The sequence below is a fragment of the Rhodococcus sp. 105337 genome, assembly GCF_012844225.1.
In the GTDB taxonomy this organism is placed as follows: Bacteria; Actinomycetota; Actinomycetes; order Mycobacteriales; family Mycobacteriaceae; genus Rhodococcus.
In genome coordinates this window covers 374,769-393,308 of the sequence record NZ_JABAGQ010000002.1, presented here as the reverse complement: position 1 = coordinate 393,308, position 18,540 = coordinate 374,769, and the positions used below count along the sequence as shown (strand labels likewise).

Annotated in this window: 16 protein-coding genes and 3 tRNA genes; 5 read left to right on the top strand and 14 right to left on the bottom strand. The window is 66.5% G+C overall.

The features are described 5' to 3' along the window. Nucleotides 1-7: 7 nt before the first annotated feature. The gene (locus HF886_RS05560) at nt 8-955 is read left to right on the top strand and encodes an NUDIX hydrolase (protein WP_169620355.1); all 948 of its coding nucleotides are present in this window, start codon (nt 8-10) and stop codon (nt 953-955) included. A gap of 180 nt (nt 956-1,135) precedes the next feature. Here HF886_RS05560 and HF886_RS05555 read toward each other — a convergent pair whose 3' ends face one another. The 3 genes from HF886_RS05555 to leuC all read right to left on the bottom strand — a co-directional run bounded on the left by HF886_RS05555 (nt 1,136) and on the right by leuC (nt 4,107). Beyond that, nucleotides 1,136-1,897 (bottom strand): HU family DNA-binding protein, encoded by a 762-nt coding sequence (locus HF886_RS05555; RefSeq protein WP_169620356.1) that lies wholly within the window; start codon nt 1,895-1,897, stop codon nt 1,136-1,138. 169 nt (nt 1,898-2,066) lie between these two features. After that, the gene (leuD, locus tag HF886_RS05550; RefSeq protein WP_169620357.1) at nt 2,067-2,663 is read right to left on the bottom strand and encodes a 3-isopropylmalate dehydratase small subunit; all 597 of its coding nucleotides are present in this window, start codon (nt 2,661-2,663) and stop codon (nt 2,067-2,069) included. 25 nt (nt 2,664-2,688) lie between these two features. Beyond that, nucleotides 2,689-4,107 carry a 3-isopropylmalate dehydratase large subunit gene (gene leuC / locus HF886_RS05545; RefSeq protein WP_206038546.1) on the bottom strand — a complete coding sequence of 473 codons (1,419 nt, stop codon included), beginning with the start codon at nt 4,105-4,107 and terminating at the stop codon, nt 2,689-2,691. A gap of 127 nt (nt 4,108-4,234) precedes the next feature. Here leuC and HF886_RS05540 point away from each other — a divergent pair, with 127 nt between their 5' ends. The 3 genes from HF886_RS05540 to HF886_RS05530 all read left to right on the top strand — a co-directional run bounded on the left by HF886_RS05540 (nt 4,235) and on the right by HF886_RS05530 (nt 5,749). After that, a complete protein-coding gene (locus tag HF886_RS05540; RefSeq protein ID WP_169620359.1) occupies nt 4,235-4,936 on the top strand; it encodes an IclR family transcriptional regulator in 702 nt (233 codons plus the stop codon). 44 nt (nt 4,937-4,980) lie between these two features. Then, nucleotides 4,981-5,493, top strand: coding sequence for a PPOX class F420-dependent oxidoreductase (locus HF886_RS05535; protein WP_169651750.1), 513 nt, complete (start codon nt 4,981-4,983; stop codon nt 5,491-5,493). An 82-nt stretch (nt 5,494-5,575) separates the two neighbouring features. Continuing rightward, entirely contained in the window at nt 5,576-5,749 is a 174-nt protein-coding gene (locus HF886_RS05530; protein WP_169651749.1) for a DUF5302 domain-containing protein, read from the top strand. Nucleotides 5,750-5,805: 56 nt separating this feature from the next. Here HF886_RS05530 and HF886_RS05525 read toward each other — a convergent pair. The 5 genes from HF886_RS05525 to HF886_RS05505 all read right to left on the bottom strand — a co-directional run bounded on the left by HF886_RS05525 (nt 5,806) and on the right by HF886_RS05505 (nt 8,723). Then, nucleotides 5,806-5,878: transfer RNA gene (locus HF886_RS05525), tRNA-Glu, on the bottom strand. A gap of 85 nt (nt 5,879-5,963) precedes the next feature. Further along, nucleotides 5,964-6,039 (bottom strand) — tRNA-Glu (locus HF886_RS05520). An 87-nt stretch (nt 6,040-6,126) separates the two neighbouring features. Further along, a tRNA-Gln gene (locus tag HF886_RS05515) sits at nt 6,127-6,198 on the bottom strand. A 193-nt stretch (nt 6,199-6,391) separates the two neighbouring features. Continuing rightward, nucleotides 6,392-7,864, bottom strand: a complete 1,473-nt coding sequence (gltX, locus tag HF886_RS05510; protein ID WP_169619632.1) for a glutamate--tRNA ligase — start codon at nt 7,862-7,864, stop codon at nt 6,392-6,394. Between the two features lie 82 nt (nt 7,865-7,946). Then, nucleotides 7,947-8,723, bottom strand: a complete 777-nt coding sequence (locus HF886_RS05505) for a fumarylacetoacetate hydrolase family protein (protein WP_169651748.1) — start codon at nt 8,721-8,723, stop codon at nt 7,947-7,949. 113 nt (nt 8,724-8,836) lie between these two features. Here HF886_RS05505 and HF886_RS05500 point away from each other — a divergent pair, with 113 nt between their 5' ends. Then, entirely contained in the window at nt 8,837-10,009 is a 1,173-nt protein-coding gene (locus tag HF886_RS05500) for an MFS transporter (protein ID WP_169619634.1), read from the top strand. Between the two features lie 47 nt (nt 10,010-10,056). Here the strand turns inward: HF886_RS05500 and HF886_RS05495 are convergent, their stop codons facing one another. From HF886_RS05495 to HF886_RS05470, 6 genes are all read right to left on the bottom strand, one after another. Continuing rightward, nucleotides 10,057-11,067 carry a 3-isopropylmalate dehydrogenase gene (locus tag HF886_RS05495; protein WP_169619635.1) on the bottom strand — a complete coding sequence of 337 codons (1,011 nt, stop codon included), beginning with the start codon at nt 11,065-11,067 and terminating at the stop codon, nt 10,057-10,059. A gap of 108 nt (nt 11,068-11,175) precedes the next feature. Further along, nucleotides 11,176-12,768, bottom strand: coding sequence for a phosphoglycerate dehydrogenase (gene serA / locus HF886_RS05490; RefSeq protein WP_169619636.1), 1,593 nt, complete (start codon nt 12,766-12,768; stop codon nt 11,176-11,178). Nucleotides 12,769-12,980: 212 nt separating this feature from the next. Further along, nucleotides 12,981-14,795 (bottom strand): SulP family inorganic anion transporter, encoded by a 1,815-nt coding sequence (locus tag HF886_RS05485; protein WP_169651747.1) that lies wholly within the window; start codon nt 14,793-14,795, stop codon nt 12,981-12,983. A 150-nt stretch (nt 14,796-14,945) separates the two neighbouring features. Continuing rightward, nucleotides 14,946-15,959, bottom strand: coding sequence for a ketol-acid reductoisomerase (gene ilvC, locus HF886_RS05480; RefSeq protein ID WP_169619638.1), 1,014 nt, complete (start codon nt 15,957-15,959; stop codon nt 14,946-14,948). 36 nt (nt 15,960-15,995) lie between these two features. Then, nucleotides 15,996-16,499: an acetolactate synthase small subunit gene (gene ilvN, locus HF886_RS05475; RefSeq protein ID WP_169619639.1), complete on the bottom strand. Its 504-nt coding sequence runs from the start codon at nt 16,497-16,499 to the stop codon at nt 15,996-15,998. After that, nucleotides 16,496-18,436 carry an acetolactate synthase large subunit gene (locus tag HF886_RS05470; protein WP_169619640.1) on the bottom strand — a complete coding sequence of 647 codons (1,941 nt, stop codon included), beginning with the start codon at nt 18,434-18,436 and terminating at the stop codon, nt 16,496-16,498. Before HF886_RS05470 ends, ilvN begins: the two co-directional genes overlap by 4 nt. Between the last annotated feature and the right edge of the window lie 104 nt (nt 18,437-18,540).

Genomic DNA, 18,540 nt, shown 5'->3' with positions numbered 1-18,540 from the left:
GGCACCGGTGACCGATTCGTCCGATAAGCCGATGAAGGCCAACATCTTTGCCGCAGGTGCAGTGCTGTGGCGTCCCGCCGGTGGCGACCCCACCCGGCTCGCCGGTGGCGACGTCGAAGTCGCAGTTGTCCACCGGCCCCGATACGACGACTGGTCGTTTCCGAAAGGGAAACTCGACCCCGGGGAGACCGCAGTCGTTGCCGCGGTCCGTGAAATCCGGGAAGAAACCGGATTTCGGCCCGTCCTCGGCCGGCACCTCGGCCGGGTGACTTATCCGGTGCCCGGACACCGGAAACTCAAACGGGTGGACTACTGGGCAGCGAAGCCGGCCGACGGCGAGTTCGTCCCGAACGACGAAGTCGACGAATTGCGTTGGGTGACACCCGAAGCCGCGTTCGACCAGCTGTCGTATCCGATGGACCGCAGCGTGCTCCGGCGTTTCAGGTTGCTGCCCGCCGACACCGGGACGGTAGTGATCGTCCGGCACGCGAAGGCGGGAAGCCGCAAGAAACATCGGGGCGACGACCGAACCCGGCCTCTGGATGCGGCCGGCAAGACACAAGCGGCCGCACTTGTCCCCCAGTTGCGCGCGTTCGGCGGAGACAGCGTCACGTCGGCCGACCGCACGCGGTGCGTCGACACCGTGGCACCGTTCGCCGCGGACATCGGCGTCGAGGTTGCGCTCGAACCCTCGCTGTCGGAAGAGGAATACAACGCAGATCCCCAACTGGGCCGCAAGCGCGCACTCGACATCGTCGCGCGCGGTGGCACCCCGGTGATCTGCAGCCAGGGAAAGGTCATTCCCGATCTTGTCTCGTGGTGGGCTGCCCGGGACGGGATCACGCTCCCACCCGCCCGGAATCGCAAGGCGAGCATGTGGGTGCTCTCGCTGAAGGGCGACCGTCTCCTCGCGGCCGACCACCTCGACAGTCCGCTGCCTTCGAAGCAGTCCTGACCGCTTCGCTCACCCGGGTACGCATCCGGGTGAGCGACGGTCGCAGCATGGCATCCAGACGCCAACGGCGGCTACCGGAGATATCCGGTAGCCGCCGAGTGCCACCCGTCCCGCGCACACGCGAACCGGTGGTGGGCGCCGAACTGTTGCTCGGGCGCCGAATTACTTCTCGGTGCCGAATTACTTCTTGGCGGTCCTGCGGGCCGTGGTCTTCTTGGCCGGAGCCTTCTTCGCCGCCGCAGTGGTCTTCTTGGCCGCGGTGGTGGTCTTCTTGGCCGGGGCCTTCTTCGCTGCGGTGGTGGTCTTCTTCGCCGCGGTGCTCTTGGTCGCGGTGGTGGTCTTCTTGGCCGGGGCCTTCTTTGCCGCGGTCGTGGTCTTCTTCGCCGCGGTGCTCTTGGTCGCGGTGGTGGTCTTCTTGGCCGGAGCCGACTTTGCCGCAGTGGTCTTCTTCGCCGCGGTGGTCTTCTTGGCCGGAGCCGACTTTGCCGCAGTGGTCTTCTTCGCTGCGGTGCTCTTGGCTGCAGTGGACTTGGCTGCGGTCGTCTTCTTGGCCGCGGTCGACTTGGCGGCAGCGGTCTTCTTCGCAGCCTTCTTGGCGGCAGCGGACTTCTTCACTGCAGCAGCCGCACCGCGTTTGACGGCCGGTCCCGTGGCGGGGAGCTTCTGGGTACCGGCGATGACTGCCTTGAACTGCGCACCCGGACGGAAAGCCGGCACCGACGTCGGCTTGACCTTGACAGTCTCACCGGTGCGCGGGTTGCGGGCGACGCGCGCCGCACGGCGACGCTGCTCGAAGACACCGAATCCGGTGATGGTGACGCTCTTCCCGTCGTGCACCGCGCGCACGATCGCGTCCACAATGTGCTCGACGGCCGCCGTGGCGGTGCGCCTGTCCGAACCGAGCTTGTCGGTCAGAACGTCGATCAGCTCTGCCTTGTTCATGATTTCCTCCGCACATCTACGGTCCACCGTCAGACCGACTCCAGTCCACGGTAGACCCGCAAACGGACTAGAGTCTATGTGCCACGCGGATTCTCATGCAAATAAGTCGCAGGTCCCGGCTCGACCGAGGGGTCGAACCGAGACCTGCAGGGGCCTTTTCAGGCTCGGATCACGGGGCCGGAAGAGTCCGTGGTTTCCAAGAAGGCCTTGACTTTTCGTACTCGGAAATGGCTTCTACCTGGCGCAACGTCAACCCGATGTCGTCGAGACCCTCCAGCAGACGCCACCGTGTGTAGTCGTCAATAACGAACGGCACCACGGTCGTTCCGGCGGTCACTGTCCGAGTTTCCAAATTCACATCGAGTTCGAGCCCGGGCTGCTGTTCGATGAGTTTCCAGAGCAATTCGACGTCGTCCTGCTCGACCTGAGCGGCCAGAAGTCCGGCCTTTCCGGCATTGCCGCGGAAGATGTCGGCGAAGCGGGACGAAATCACAACCCGGAATCCGTAATCGGACAAGGCCCACACCGCGTGTTCACGCGAGGAACCGGTGCCGAAATCCGGACCGGCGACGAGAACGCTGCCACGGTCGAACGGCGGGGTGTTGAGAACGAATGCCGGATCGTTACGCCACGCGGCGAACAGTCCGTCTTCGAATCCGGTGCGGGTGACGCGTTTCAGATACACCGCCGGGATGATCTGGTCGGTGTCGACGTTGGACCGGCGCAGGGGAACGCCGATGCCCTTGTGAGTAGTGAAGGCTTCCATCGAAATATCTCCTCGGTCCTGTGCTCTAGTCCAGATCCGCCGGCGCGGAGAGGGTGCCGCGCACCGCTGTTGCGGCCGCGACTGCCGGGGAGACGAGGTGCGTGCGACTGCCCTTGCCCTGACGCCCCTCGAAGTTACGGTTCGACGTGGATGCCGACCGCTCACCCGGCGCAAGCTGATCCGGGTTCATGCCCAGGCACATCGAGCAGCCGGCCTGACGCCATTCCGCCCCTGCGGCCGTGAAGATCTCACCGAGACCTTCTTCCTCCGCCTGGACACGAACACGCATCGAACCGGGCACGACCAGCATTCGCACACCGTCGGCGACTTTTCGTCCGTCGAGCACTTCGGCGACGGCGCGCAGATCCTCGATCCGTCCGTTGGTGCAGGAACCGACGAACACGGTGTCGATCTTGATGTCGCGCAGCGGCATACCGGGTTCGAGGTCCATGTACCGAAGGGCCTTCTCGGCAGCAGACCGTGCGGTCTCCTCCGCGATCTCCTCGGGCACCGGCACCGTGGAGCCGAGCGGTGCACCCTGGCCCGGGTTGGTTCCCCACGTCACGAACGGGGTGAGCGCACTGCCGTCGATGCGGACCTCTGCGTCGAAAACCGCGTCGTCGTCGGTCTTCAGCTGTTCCCACGCTTCCACGGCCGCGTCCCAATCCGCGCCCTTCGGCGCGTGCGGACGACCCTTGATGAACTCGTAGGTGGTGGCGTCGGGAGCGATCATGCCGGCGCGCGCGCCTGCCTCGATCGACATGTTGCAGATCGTCATCCGCGATTCCATGGACAGCTTGCGGATCGCCTCGCCGCGGTATTCCAGGACGTAACCCTGCCCACCGCCGGTACCGATCTCGGCGATGATCGCGAGAATGAGGTCTTTGGAGGTGACGCCGGGCTGCAGTTCGCCGTCGACGGTGATCGCCATGGTCTTGAAAGGCCGCAGCGACAGCGACTGCGTCGCCATGACGTGCTCGACCTCGCTGGTGCCGATACCCATTGCGAGCGCACCGAATGCCCCGTGGGTGGAGGTGTGGCTGTCGCCGCACACCACCGTCATGCCGGGCTGGGTGAGTCCGAGCTGGGGCCCGACCACATGGACGATGCCCTGGTCGAGGTCTCCCATCGGATGCAGCCGGACGCCGAACTCCTCGCAGTTGCGACGCAGCGTCTCGACCTGCGTGCGCGAGATGGGATCGGCGATCGGCTTGTCGATGTCGATCGTCGGAACGTTGTGGTCCTCGGTCGCAATGGTGAGATCGGGACGGCGCAGCGAACGCCCCGCCAGCCGCAGGCCGTCGAAGGCCTGCGGACTCGTCACCTCGTGCACGAGGTGCAGGTCGATGTAGATCAGATCCGGCTCTCGCGCCGAACCTTCTCCTCCACCACGCACGATGACGTGCTGATCCCACACTTTCTCCGCCAGAGTCTTTCCAGCCATCTTCTCCACCTGTCGTACGTGACGAACGCGAGACCGATTCAGGGCTGTCCGGCCCGCGTATGGTGTCGTCCCCGCCTCGTTCCGCATGCGTTATGCTTCCCAGCATGCGAGACGGAGGTATCGACCTATGAGACAGCATAGCGGGATCGGAGTGTTGGACAAAGCGATGACTGTCCTACACGCGGTGGCCGAACAACCGTGCAATCTCAACGAGTTGTGCACCCGCACAGGTTTGCCGCGGGCCACCGCGCACCGTCTCGCAGTCGGTCTCGAAGTACACCGCCTCCTCATGCGCGACGGTGACGGTCAGTGGCGTCCGGGCCCGGGTCTGGCCGAACTCTCCACCGGCGCCGGCGACTCGCTCGCCGAGGCCGCCTCCCTCGTCCTGCCCCGGTTGCGCGAAATCACCGGCGAGAGCGTGCAGTTGTACCGTCGCGAAGGCACCCACCGGGTGTGCGTCGCAGCACTCGAGCCGCCGACGGGACTGCGCGACACAGTCCTTGTCGGTTCGCGTCTGCCGATGACCGCCGGATCAGGCGCCAAAGTTCTGCTCGCGTGGGCCGATACGGCCGTACAGCGCGCGATCCTGCCCGACGCCGCGTTCGGGGAACGCGTCCTCACCGAAGTCCGCCGTCGCGGATGGGCGCAGAGCGCGGCCGAACGCGAACCCGGCGTTGCGTCCGTGGCCGCACCCGTCCGGGACGGTGGCGGTGCTGTCGTCGCGGCGGTCTCGGTGTCCGGACCGATCGACCGCATGGGACGCCGGCCGGGTGCCCGGTGGGCCGCAGACCTTCTCGCCGCCGCCGAGGCGTTGCAGAAAAGACTCTGACGACCCCTGGTGGCGGATGTGCGTGGTATGTCACAGTTCTCGTCATGGGAACCAACCGTCGCGCCGAAATCGCTATGACCGACTCGGAAATCTCCGATTTTCTCCACCACAGCCGTGTGGCGACCCTCGCATCGCTCGGTCCCACGGGCATGCCCCACCTCGTCGCGATGTGGTACGCGGTACTGGACGGCGAGATCTGGTTCGAGACGAAGGCGAAGTCCCAGAAGGTCGTCAATCTCCGGCGCGACAACCGCGTCACCGCACTGGTCGAGGCGGGCGACACGTACGACCAGTTGCGGGGCGTCGCACTCGAGGGCCACGCCGAGATCACCGACGACCACGACACCGTGTTCGCCGTCTGCCGCGACGTGTGGAATCGGTACACCGCTCCCTACACCGAGGAGGCGCGGCCCGCAGTGGAGCAGATGATGGCCAAGCGGGTCGCCGTGCGCGTCGTGCCCGGGCGGGTCCGATCCTGGGATCACCGCAAGCTGGGTCTGCCCGCGATGGAGATCGGCGGGACCACAGCTGCGTACCTCTCCTCGCTCGCACGCTGAACCTCGGCCCCCGATAAATGGGGCGACAGCGCCGTTCCCCCGGCGCTACATTTCGAGGGCATCGGCGAAGGAAGGGGACACCATGACCGACCCGGAGAAGGAACGCCTCAAACAGGAATTCCGTGACGCGCTCGAGCGCAAGAACAAGAATCAGCGCGACGGGCACGGCACCGCGCACCTCGACGCTCAATCCAAGGCTCGCGGACCGAAGGCGACTGCGGACCATCACCGCGAGTTCCGGCGCAAGAGCGTATGAGACGGTCCCGGCACGAAAAAGACCCTCCGAGCGATGCTCGGAGGGTCTTCTTCCTGTACCCCCGATGGGATTCGAACCCACGCTACCGCCGTGAGAGGGCGGCGTCCTAGGCCGCTAGACGACGGGGGCCTGGACTTTCCTTCGACACACCCCGGAAGGCATGCCTGCTTTCAGAGAAGAACACCCACCGATCCGGAGATCGATGGGCCGTTCATGGTACCCCCGATGGGATTCGAACCCACGCTACCGCCGTGAGAGGGCGGCGTCCTAGGCCGCTAGACGACGGGGGCCTGAGAACTTCTTCTCGTTACGCTTCCCGGGGGAAGCTCAGCCAGCTTAGCTGGCCGAGACGTGGCGGGCAAACCACCACATCGCAGCTGGGGTACCAGGACTCGAACCTAGAATGGCTGAACCAGAATCAGCTGTGTTGCCAATTACACCATACCCCAATGGACTGTCCCTTCGGCCTGCGCACTGCGCTCCGGCCTCCGTTCCCGAACCGAGAGAAAGATTAGCACCATCACCGTGCACAACTACAAATCGCCTGGTCAAAGTAGGTAAATCGGCCTCGAACCGGAAGCGCCCCCGTAGCGGAAGCTACGGGGGCGCCCGTCAGTGCCGGCCGATCGGTGGTGGCGCCGATCAGCCGACGACAGCCCGAGCCGCGCGCATGCGGTCCAGGGTGCGCTCGCGTCCGAGCAACTCCATCGACTCGTAGAGCGGCGGGCTGATGTGCGAGCCCGTGACGGCCACCCGCACGGGCGCGAACGCCTTGCGCGGCTTGAGTCCGAGATCGTCGATGAGGGCCGTTTTGAGGGCCTCCTCGATCGCCTCGGTGGACCAGTCGCCCAGACCGTCCAACGCGGTGAGCGCGGCGTCGAGGACCGGTGCCGCCTCCTCCTTGAGGTTCTTCGCGGCAGCCGCCTCGTCCAGAACGAAGTCCGATTCGTCGACGAAGAGGAACTTCAGCAGATCCCACGCGTCGGAGAGCACCACGATGCGCGTCTGGACGAGATCGGCGGCCTTCCTGAACACCGTGTCGTCCACGTCGGCCGCGAGATGACCGTGCTCGACGAGGAACGACTTCAGACGGTTCGAGAAGTCCGCCGGCTCGAGCATCCGGATGTGCTCGGCATTGATCGCGTCGGCCTTCTTCTGGTCGAACCGCGCCGGGTTCGAATTGACCTTGCCGATATCGAAGGCCGCGACCATCTCGTCGAGAGAGAAGATGTCGCGGTCGTCGGCCAGTCCCCAGCCGAGCAGCGCGAGGTAGTTCAGCAATCCCTCCGGGATGAAACCGCGGTCGCGATGGAGGAAGAGGTTGGACTCGGGATCGCGCTTGGAGAGCTTCTTGTTTCCCTGGCCCATGACGAACGGAAGGTGCCCGAACTCGGGCGTGAAGTCGGCTACCCCGATGCGCTGCAGCGCGGCGTACAGGGCGAGCTGACGAGGCGTGGACGACAACAGGTCCTCGCCGCGCAGAACGTGGGTGATCTTCATGAGCGCGTCGTCCACGGGATTGACGAGCGTGTACAGCGGGATGCCGTTACCTCGGGTGAGCGCGAAATCGGGAACGCTACCTGCCTTGAACGTCGTCTCACCGCGGACGAGATCGTGCCATGTGAGGTCCTCGTCGGGCATCCGCAGCCGCACGACGGCCTTGCGTCCCTCGTCGAGGAAAGCCTGCCGCTGCTCGGGTGTCAGGTCACGGTCGTAATTGTCGTAGCCGAGCTTGGGGTCGCGTCCCGCCGCCTTGTGGCGCTCCTCGACTTCCTCCGCGGTCGAGAACGACTCGTAGGCCTCGCCGGCCTCGAGCAGTTTCTCCACGACTCCGATGTGGAGTCCACGACGCTCCGACTGGCGGTACGGCTTGTACGGTCCGCCCACCTCCGGGCCCTCGTCCCATTCGAGGCCCAGCCAGCGCAACGCGTCGAGGATCGCCTGGTACGACTCCTCGCTGTCCCGGGCAGCGTCGGTGTCTTCGATGCGGAACACGAACGTGCCGCCGTGGTGACGCGCGAAGGCCCAGTTGAACAGGGCGGTACGCACGAGACCCACGTGCGGGGTTCCGGTCGGGGACGGACAGAAACGGACACGTACTTCGCTGCTGGTCATGACTCGCTCAGGGTTGAGGATCGACGGGGAGACCCTCCCAGGCTATCCCCTGACCGCCGCCCGGGAAGCGGAGACCGCCCGGTCAGGCACCCTTGGCGACGACCGGATTGGTCAGTGTTCCGATCTTCTCGACGGTGACGGAAACGGTGTCGCCCGGGACGATCGGTCCGACGCCCTCGGGGGTGCCGGTGAGAATGACGTCGCCCGGAAGCAGGGTCATGACCGCCGACACCCATTCGATGAGCTTCGGAATGTCGTGGACCATCAGAGAAGTCCGGCTCCGCTGACGCTGCTGCCCGTCGACCTCCGCCGTGATCTCGAGATCCGAGGGGTCGAGGTCGGTCTCGATCCACGGCCCCAGCGGGCAGAACGTGTCGTGCCCCTTGGCTCGCGTCCACTGTCCGTCGGCCGCCTGGTGGTCGCGGGCCGAGACGTCGTTCGCGACGGTGTATCCGAGGATCGCCTCACGCGCCTTCGCTGCCGGTACGTCCTTGCACGGCCTGCCGATCACGACGGCCAGCTCGGCCTCGTGGTGCACGACAGAAGCATTGCGAGGAATGACGATCGGGGCACCCGGCCCGACGATCGAGGTGTTCGGCTTGAGGAAGATCACCGGCTCCTCGGGGACCTCGTTCCCCGATTCCGCGGCGTGCGCAGCGTAATTGCGGCCGACGGCAATCACCTTGCTGGCGAGGATGGGAGCGAGCAACCGGACATCGGCGAGCGGCCAGCTACGCCCGGTGAAGGTGGGTGTACCGAAGGGGTGCTCGGCGATCTCCTTCGCGGTCGCGGACTCGCCCTCCCCCTCGATGCTGACGAAAGCGACACCGTCCGGACTGGCAATTCGACCAAGGCGCATGCGGGAAGTCTAACGGGGCGGTCGCCACCTCCGATCGACGCGGCGTCGGCCGCCGTATAAAGTGAGCCCACAATTTCAAGATACGGGATCATTATCCTAGATAGTGGGAAACGATGGACGCGGGAGAAATCGGGGCACGGCGCTGGCTCATCCTGGCCGTCGGCGTGCTGGCACAGGCGGCGCAAGCCACGATCGTCAACGGAGTGGCGTTCCTCATCCCCTCGCTCCATACCGAGGCGGGGCTGTCGCTCGCGCAGGCCGGAACCCTTGCGGGCGCACCACTGTTCGGCGGCGTCTTCACTCTCGTGATGTGGGGCGCGATCTCGGATCGATTCGGCGAGCGGTTCGCGTTGACGGCCGGACTGGGACTCGCGTCGGCGGCAACGGCCGCAGCTACGCTCACCACCTCGATTCCCGCGCTGGGCATACTGCTCGTGCTCGCCGGCGCCGGCGCCGTCAGCGCGAACGCCGCGAGCGGGCGCGTCGTCGTCGGGTGGTTCGCGCCCCGCCAACGCGGACTGGCAATGGGAATCCGTCAGATGTCGGTGCCGCTCGGCGTCGCAGCGGGAGCACTCGTCATTCCCCCTGTCGCGGCGCACCACGGCGTTGCCTGGGCACTGGCCTTTCCGGCCCTCGCCTGCGGAATCGCGGCACTCGCATGCGTGCTCGGGATCCTGGACCCGCCCCGGCCCGACCGAGCGGAGGCGCAACGCACGGGAATGCTCGCGAATCCGTACCGGAGTTCGTGGACTCTCGCGCGCATCCACGCGGCTTCGATCCTGCTGGTGGTGCCGCAGTACGTCGTGTGGACCTATTCACTCGTGTGGCTGATCACCGATCGAGCATGGGACGAAACCGGTGCCGGTCTGCTGATCACGGTGGCCCAGATCCTTGCCGCTCTCGGCCGTGTCGCCGCCGGGAGCTGGTCCGACCGGGTGGGCAGCAGACTGGGTCCGATGCGACTCGTCGCCGTATCGGTGGTCCTGGCGATGGTCGCACTGGCCGCGACATCCCTGTCCGGGTCGGTGGCAGCGGTCGTCGTCCTGCTCGTCGCCTCCGTGCTGACCTCGGCCCCGAACGGGCTGGCGTTCACGGCCGTTGCGGAGATCGCGGGGCCGTACTGGGGAGGACGAGCGCTCGGCGTCCAGAACACCGGGCAATTCGTCGCGGCGGCTGCGGTGGGGCCGGTGTTCGGCGCGCTCATCGCCGTGGTCGGGTTCCCGGCGGCATTCGCGATCGCAGCGGTCGCACCGGCAGCCGCCGCACCGGTGATTCCGAAAAGCTGACCGGCGTGCTGGTTCCGGCTACCGAGGCAACCGGAACCAGCACCGCGTCAGAGTGCTGCGGCGATACGGTCGCCGACTTCGGTCGTGACGATCGGTCCCGATCCCCGCGACGCGAGATCCGCTTCCACGGCCTGCTCCACGCGGGCGGCATCCTCGTCGCGCCCGAGATGACGCAGCAGCAACGCAGTCGACAAGATCGCCGCCGTCGGGTCCGCGATGCCCTTGCCCGCGATGTCGGGAGCCGAGCCGTGTACCGGTTCGAACATCGACGGATTCGTGCCGGAGGCGTCGATGTTGCCGCTGGCCGCCAAACCGATACCGCCGGTGACCGCACCCGCCAGGTCCGTGATGATGTCGCCGAACAGATTGTCGGTGACGATCACATCGAACCGCGACGGATCGTCGACCATGTAGATCGTCGCCGCGTCGATGTGGCAGTAGGCGGTCTCGACGTCGGGGTACTCGCGGCCCACGGTCTCGATCGCGCGGGTCCAGATCGCGCCCGCGTTCGACAGCACGTTGGTCTTGTGGATGAGCGTGAGGTGCTTACGACGGGTCTGCGCCAGCGCGAACGCGTACCGCACGACGCGCTCCGCGCCGAACCAGGTGTTGATCGACACCTCGGTGGCGATCTCGTGCGGTGTGCCGACCCGGATCGCTCCGCCGTTGCCCGTGTACGGGCCCTCGGTGCCTTCACGCACGACCACGAAGTCGATGTCGGGGTTCTTCGCCAGCGGCGACACCGAACCCGGATGCAGCCGCGAAGGACGCAGGTTCACGTGGTGGTCGAGAGCGAACCGCATGTTGAGCAACAGGCCACGCTCGAGCACGCCGGGCTTGACCGACGGATCCCCGATGGCGCCGAGCAGGATTGCGTCGTGTTCACGGATCGCCTCGAGATCCGCGTCCGGCAGCAGTTCACCGGTGGCGTTGTATCGCTTTGCGCCCAGGTCGTATTCGGTGGTCTCGAGGTCCGGGACCAAGGCGCGCAACACCTTCAGCGCCTCGGCTGTGACCTCGACACCGATTCCGTCACCGGGGATGACTGCGAGTTTCATTGGGTTGGTGCTCACTTCCTGTGCGACGGTGGCCGCGACCGTGCTGAGACGGTCGCGGCCACCGGACGATGCTGGGCCCGAGGGCGCCCGTAGACGCCCCGGAAACGATCAGGACAGGTCGACCTGCGCGACGCGTGCGTCGAGCTGCTCGACGATCTGCGCGACCTCGGCGTCACCCACGACGCGGTTCACGCGCAGGATGACGGTCGCGCCCGGGCCTTCGGCATCCTGGCTCAGTGCGGCGGCCTGAATGTCGATACCGGCGTTACCGAGAACGGTGCCGAGTGTTCCGAGGACACCCGGGCGATCCTGGTAGTGCACGATGAAGTTGTGGCCCTCGGCACGCAGGTCGAAGCTGCGTCCGTTGATGTTGACGATCTTCTCGACCTGCTGCAGGCCGGTGAGCGCACCCGCGACCTGCGTGACGTGACCGTCGGCGGCCACGGCGCGCACCTCGACGGCACTGCGGTGGGTCTGCGCCTCGCTGACCTTCTCGACCTCGACGGTCACGCCGCGCTGCTCGGCGAGCTGCGGTGCGTTGACGAAGGTGACGGGCTCGTCGCTGCTGGCCGAGAACAGGCCCCGCAGCGCAGCGAGTCCGAGGATCTCGACGTTCTCGGACGAGAGTTCGCCGCTCGCGACGACCTGCACGTTCTGGACTGCCTCGGGCGAGAGGGTGCCGGCGAGCAGGCCGAGCTTGCGGACCAGTTCCAGCCACGGCGCGACCTCTTCGCCGACCGGGCCACCGGAGACGTTCACGGCGTCCGGCACGAACTCGCCGGCGAGTGCGAGCAGCACGCTCTTCGCGACGTCGGTGCCCGCCCGGTCCTGGGCCTCGGAGGTGGATGCCCCGAGGTGGGGGGTGACGACCACGTTGTCGAGATCGAACAGCGGCGAATCGGTGCACGGCTCGGAGTTGAAGACGTCGAGCCCCGCGGCGCGGACCTTGCCGGAGACGAGCGCGTCGTACAGTGCGCCTTCGTCGATGAGACCGCCGCGAGCGGCGTTGACGATGATCACGCCGTCCTTGGTCTTGGCAAGACGCTCCGCGTTGAGCAGACCGGCGGTTTCCTTGGTCTTGGGCAGGTGCACGGAGATGAAGTCGGCCCGCGCGACGAGTTCGTCGATGTCGACCAGTTCGATCCCCAGCTGTGCCGCACGCGCTGCGGGCAGGTACGGGTCGTACGCGATGATGTCGGTCTCGAACGCGGCGAGGCGCTGCGCGAAGAGCTGACCGATCCGGCCGAGGCCGACGACGCCGACGGTCTTGCCGAGGATCTCGGTGCCGTTGAAGCTCGAGCGCTTCCAGGTCTTCTCGCGCAGCGTGCGGTCGGCGGCCGGGATCTGGCGCGCGGTCGAGAGCAGCAGCGCGACAGCGTGCTCAGCGGCCGAGTGGATGTTGGACGTCGGAGCGTTGACGACCATCACGCCGCGCTCGGTGGCGGCGGCGATGTCGACGTTGTCGAGACCCACACCTGCGCGGCCGACGATCTTCAGGTTGGTCGCGGCGGCGAGCACCTCTGCGTCGACAGTCGTTGCGGACCGGACGAGCAGCGCATGCGCGTCGGGCACGGCGGCGAGCAGCGCCGGGCGGTCCGGGCCGTCCACCCAGCGCACCTCGACACCGTCACCGAGCGCATCGACGGTCGATTGCGCAAGCTTGTCGGCGATCAGGACTACTGGACGGCCATTCTGGCTCACGTGTGGACTCCCTGTGTCGTGAATGTGTGGGTGGTCGGCGGCGCCGACGCCTGTCGGAAGGCGCGTTCACCCGCGACCGCACACAGTTTAGTGCCCCTGCCCCCACTACGGACCCACCGGGATCGCCCACCGGGGTACACCGGAGCGGGGTGGAGTCCCCCCACGCGATCCTGAGCCCGACCGATAGCCGGTCGAAAGAGGTCGCGGATACCTCAGTGCCGCCGCCGCAGATGCCTGGCGCCCGGCACCGGGCGCGGCCTCCGCCGTGCACTCCGTCCGGTGGTTCCCGTCGGCGAAATGTCCGGACGCGCACGAATTGTCCGCTGCGTGATACCGGTGTCGTGCCGGTGCCGGAAGGCGATCACGGCGGCACGAGTCGTGGGATAGAACCGTTCCCGGTGGAAACGGTTCGCCGATTGCATGCGCAGCAGCTTGTCCCTCTCCTGGCCCTCCAATCCCGCGAAAACGAGTCGAATTCCGTTGTGGGACAAGTATTCATCGAGCCGCTCGATCTCTTCGACCGACGTCGTGTCGAGATCGGTGATCGGCTGCGCCACGAGGATCACCCACTCCACCCGATCCGATCGCTCCTGTACGAGTGCGCGCACATATCCCGTGAGAATCGAGCCGTTCGCGAAGAACAGCGGTGCGTCGAACCGTGCCAGGAGGAGCCCTCTGATCCGGTGGCCTTCGGGATGGCGCTCCCTGTCGTGATATCCGGCGATTCCGGGGACTTCGACGAGTTCGGCGCGGTGAGGCCGCCAGGCCTGGATCACCAACGCCATCAGCGACAGCGCGATCGCGATCAGTACGCCTCGCAGCACGCCCGCGAGGATGACAGCGACGGATGCCGCTATACACAAACCGAATTCGATCTTGGCCACCTGCCACAGATGCCTGACCTTGGCGAGTTTGAACTGCGCGCTCGCAGCGACGATGACGACGGCGCTGAGCGCAGAACGCGGAAGGTTGCCCGTCGCGCCGGGTGCGAGCAGGAGGAAGGCAAGGACCGTCAGTGCTCCCACCACTCCGGCGAGTTGTGTGTGCGCGCCCGCGCGTTGGACGACAGGCGTGCGGCTTCCGCTACCGCACACCGGGAACCCGCCTGTGACACCGGCCGCGAGGTTCGCGACGCCGAGCGCCCGCATCTCGGAGCTTCCGTTCACGTCCTCACCGCGCTCGGACGAGAAAGCGCGGGACACGACGGAGGTGTCGGCGAAACCGATGATGGCGATCGCGACAGCGGGGCCGAGCAGGGTCGCGACGTCGCTCCACGCGAGCCCGCCGAGGGCCGGGCCCGGGAGCCCCGACGGGAGCGCGCCCACCGTCTCGAGTTTGTCGCCCAGCCCGAAAGCGGCTGTCACCCCGGTGGCCACGACGACCCCGACGAGGATGCCCGGAGCTCGTGGCCACAGCACCTGCATCACCACGATCAGGATCAGGGTAGCGCCGCCGAGGAGGAAGGCGAGCGATCCGAGCGCACCCCCGCGCACCGCGTCCGCAGCATTCCTGAGGTTCGTGAAAAGGTCGGCCGGCCGGGTATTCGCACCGAGTAGGTGCGGGACCTCGCTCGCGATCACGATCAGAGCGATAGCGTTGAGAAATCCGACCCTGATGGGGTTGGACAGCAGTTCTGTGATGAATCCGAGGCGCAGAATCCCGCTGAACAACAGCAGAATTCCGACTATCAGGGCGAGCAGACCGGCTAGCGCCACGGCGCGGGAGGGATCTCCTGCCGCGGCGAGGGGAACGACCGCCGCCGCGATCAGCGGTGCCAGGGCGGAAGACGGAACGACCACGAGGATGCGCGACGGACCGACGAGCGCGTACACCAGCATCGGCACGATCGTGGCGTACATGCCCATGTGGGCAGGCAGTCCCGCAGCTGCCGCATATCCCATGCCGGTGGGCACGAGCAGTGCGCTGACCACCAAACCCGCAGTGATGTCGGTCCGCAGCCATCCGCGCTGGTACCTGCGTGCCGTGGCGATGCCGGGAATCCGGCTGGCGGCGGCCGAGAGCGACATTGGGCAAGTATGGTCCGCCGGTGCGGTCCGCGTCCGGCGCGTGACGATATTCGTCTCGGCACGCACCGACCGCCGGGGGCCGCACCGGAACGACGGCAGCCCGCCACCCTTTCGGGGTGGCGGGCTGCCGTCGTGGCGAAATGGAAACGACTATGCAGTCTCGGTGATCGGACGATCGACCCAGCTCATCAGGTCGCGCAGTTGCTTGCCGACGACCTCGATGCCGTGCTCGGCGTTCTCCTTGCGGAGACCCTCGAGCTCCTTGTTGCCGTTCTCGACGTTGGCGACGAGTCGCTTGACGAAGGTGCCGTCCTGGATGTCCTTGAGGATGTCCTTCATGCGCTCCTTGGTGCCGGCGTCGATGACGCGCGGACCCGAGAGGTAGCCGCCGAACTCGGCGGTGTCGGACACCGAGTAGTTCATGCGGGCGATGCCACCCTCGTACATGAGGTCGACGATGAGCTTGAGCTCGTGGAGGCACTCGAAGTAGGCCATCTCGGGCGAGTAGCCCGCCTCTACGAGGACGTCGAAACCGGTCTTGACCAGTTCTTCGGTGCCGCCGCACAGCACGGCCTGCTCGCCGAAGAGGTCGGTCTCGGTCTCTTCTTTGAAGGTCGTCTTGATGACGCCCGCGCGGGTGCCACCGATGGCCTTCGCGTAGGACAGGGCCAGGCTCTCGCCCTCACCCTTGGGATCCTGGTGGACCGCGATGAGTGCCGGGACGCCCTTGCCGTCGACGAACTGACGACGCACCAGGTGGCCGGGGCCCTTGGGGGCGACCATGCCGACGGTGACGTTCTCCGGAGCCTTGATGAGCCCGAAGTGGATGTTCAGACCGTGGCCGAAGAACAGCGCGTTGCCGTCCTCGAGGTTGGGCTCGATGTCGTTCGTGAAGATCGACGCCTGGGCGGTGTCGGGGGCGAGCAGCATGATGACGTCGGCCCATGCGGAAACCTCGGCCGGGGTACCGACGGTCAGGCCGGCCTCTTCTGCCTTGGCCCGCGACTTCGAGCCTTCCTTCAGCCCGATGCGCACGTCGACACCGGAATCACGCAGGCTCAGGGAGTGTGCGTGCCCCTGGCTGCCGTAACCGATCACAGCGACCTTGCGGCCCTGGATGATCGACAGATCGGCATTGTCGTCGTAGAAAAGCTCGACTGCCACAGTTCCTACCTCTTTCAGCAAATGGGTGTGTTCAGGCTAACGGGTGGCCGTGATGGACTTGGGACCGCGTCCGACGGCAACGACGCCGGACTGAACGATCTCTCGGATCCCGTACGGCTCGAGCATGCGAAGAAGCGCATCCAGCTTGGACCGGGTGCCGGTGGCCTCGATCGTGAGCGACTCCGGCGACACGTCGATCACCTTGGCGCGGAAGAGATTCACGGTTTCGATGACCTGGGTGCGAACGCTCGCGTCCGCGCGCACCTTGATGAGCAGAAGTTCGCGGGCGACGGACGCCTCGTCCTCCTGCTCGACGATCTTGATGACGTTGACGAGCTTGTTGAGCTGCTTGGTGACCTGCTCGAGAGGAAACGCATCGACGGTGACGACGATGGTCATACGCGAGATCTCCGGAATCTCGGTGCCACCGACCGCAAGCGATTCGATGTTGAAGCCGCGCCGCGAGAACAGCGATGCGACTCGGGCCAGCACGCCCGGCTTGTCCTCGACGAGGACACTGAGGGTGTGGCTCGTGCTCACTTGGCTTCCTCCTCGGCTGCAGCCTGACGGCCGCGTGCTTGATCACGTTCGATGACCGCGTCGACGACGGTGGCGTCGTCCGCGGCAGTGTCCTCGTCGAACAAGGGACGGATGTCCCGGGCAGCCATGATCTCGTCGTTACCGGTACCGGCGGCGACCATCGGCCACACCTGGGCGTCCTTGCCGACGATGAAGTCGATGACGACCGGGCGATCGTTGATCTCCTGGGCGCGACGGATCGCAGGCTCGACGTCCTCTTCCCGTTCGACCCGGATACCGACGCAACCGAGCGCCTCGGCGAGCTTCACGAAGTCCGGGATACGCAGCGAATGCGTGGACAGATCGGTGTTCGAGTACCGCTGCTCGTAGAACAGCGTCTGCCACTGGCGGACCATGCCGAGGTTGCCGTTGTTGATCAGGGCAACCTTGATCGGAACACCCTCGACGGCGCACGTCGCCAGTTCCTGGTTGGTCATCTGGAAGCAGCCGTCGCCGTCGATGGCCCACACCTCGGTGTCCGGGCGGCCCATCTTGGCGCCCATCGCAGCGGGCACCGCGTAGCCCATCGTGCCGAGTCCACCGGAGTTGAGCCACGTCCGCGGCTTCTCGTAGTCGATGAACTGCGCCGCCCACATCTGGTGCTGCCCCACGCCCGCGCAGTAGATCGCGTCCGGTCCGGCGAGCTTGCCGACAGCCTGGATCACGAACTGCGGCGACAGGGAGTCGTCGGACGGGCGGTCGTAGCTCAGCGGGTAGGTGCGACGGATGTCGTCCAGGTACGCCCACCATGCCGTGTAGTCGAGCGTGGTGTTGGTGGCGAGATGCGCGCGCATCGCCTCGATGAGCTCGACGAGAACCTCTTTGCAGTCACCGACGATCGGGACGTGCGCGTGACGGTTCTTGCCGATCTCGGCGGGATCGATGTCGGCGTGGATCACCTTCGCGTCGGGCGCGAAGGAGTCGAGCTGACCGGTGACACGGTCGTCGAAGCGGGCGCCGAGAGTGATGAGCAGGTCGCTCTTCTGCAGCGCCGCCACGGCCGCGACATTGCCGTGCATGCCGGGCATTCCGCAGTGCAGCGTGTGGGTGTCGGGGAACGCACCGCGCGCCATGAGCGTCGTGACGACCGGAATCCCGGTCAGTTCGGCGAGTTCGAGCAGTTCGGCCGAAGCCTCTGCCTTGATGACGCCGCCACCGACGTAGAGCACCGGCTTACGCGAATCGGCGATCAGACGTGCCGCCTCGCGGACCTGCTTGCCGTGCGGCTTGGTGACGGGCCGGTAGCCGGGCAGGTGCATCTCCGGTGGCCAGCTGAAGGTGGTCTGGGCCTGCAGGATGTCCTTCGGGATGTCGACGAGGACCGCACCGGGTCGACCCGACGACGCGAGGTAGAACGCCTCCGCGAGCACGCGAGGGATGTCGGCGCCGTCGGTGACCAGGAAGTTGTGCTTGGTGATGGGCATCGTGATGCCGGAGATGTCGGCTTCCTGGAATGCATCCGTACCGATGAGGGGGCGCCCGACCTGCCCGGTGATCGCGACGAGCGGCACGGAGTCCATCTGCGCGTCCGCGAGCGGTGTGACGAGGTTGGTCGCGCCGGGTCCGGACGTCGCCATGCACACGCCGACCTTGCCGGTCGCCTGCGCGTATCCGGTGGCAGCGTGGCCCGCGCCCTGCTCGTGCCGGACGAGGACGTGCCGCACCCGCTTCGAATCGAAAATGGGGTCGTAGACAGGGAGGATCGCGCCGCCGGGAATGCCGAAGACCGTATCCACGTCGAGCTCTTCGAGGGCTCGGACTACCGACTGTGCGCCGGTGACGCGCTCGGGCGCGACCTGGCGTCGGGTGGCGGGCTGCGCCGCGGCAGCGGCGGCGGCTGGGGTTCCGGCCCCCGGCTTCCGCGGCGAGGGATGAGGCCGTGCGGTTGGTGCGCTCACTGCAATTCCTCTGATTCTGGCTCCGGGCAACAAAAAACCCTCGTCAGCGTTGTGCTGTACGAGGGTGGCGCGTCGTGGGCGAGTTGCAGAATGCGGCTCAGGCG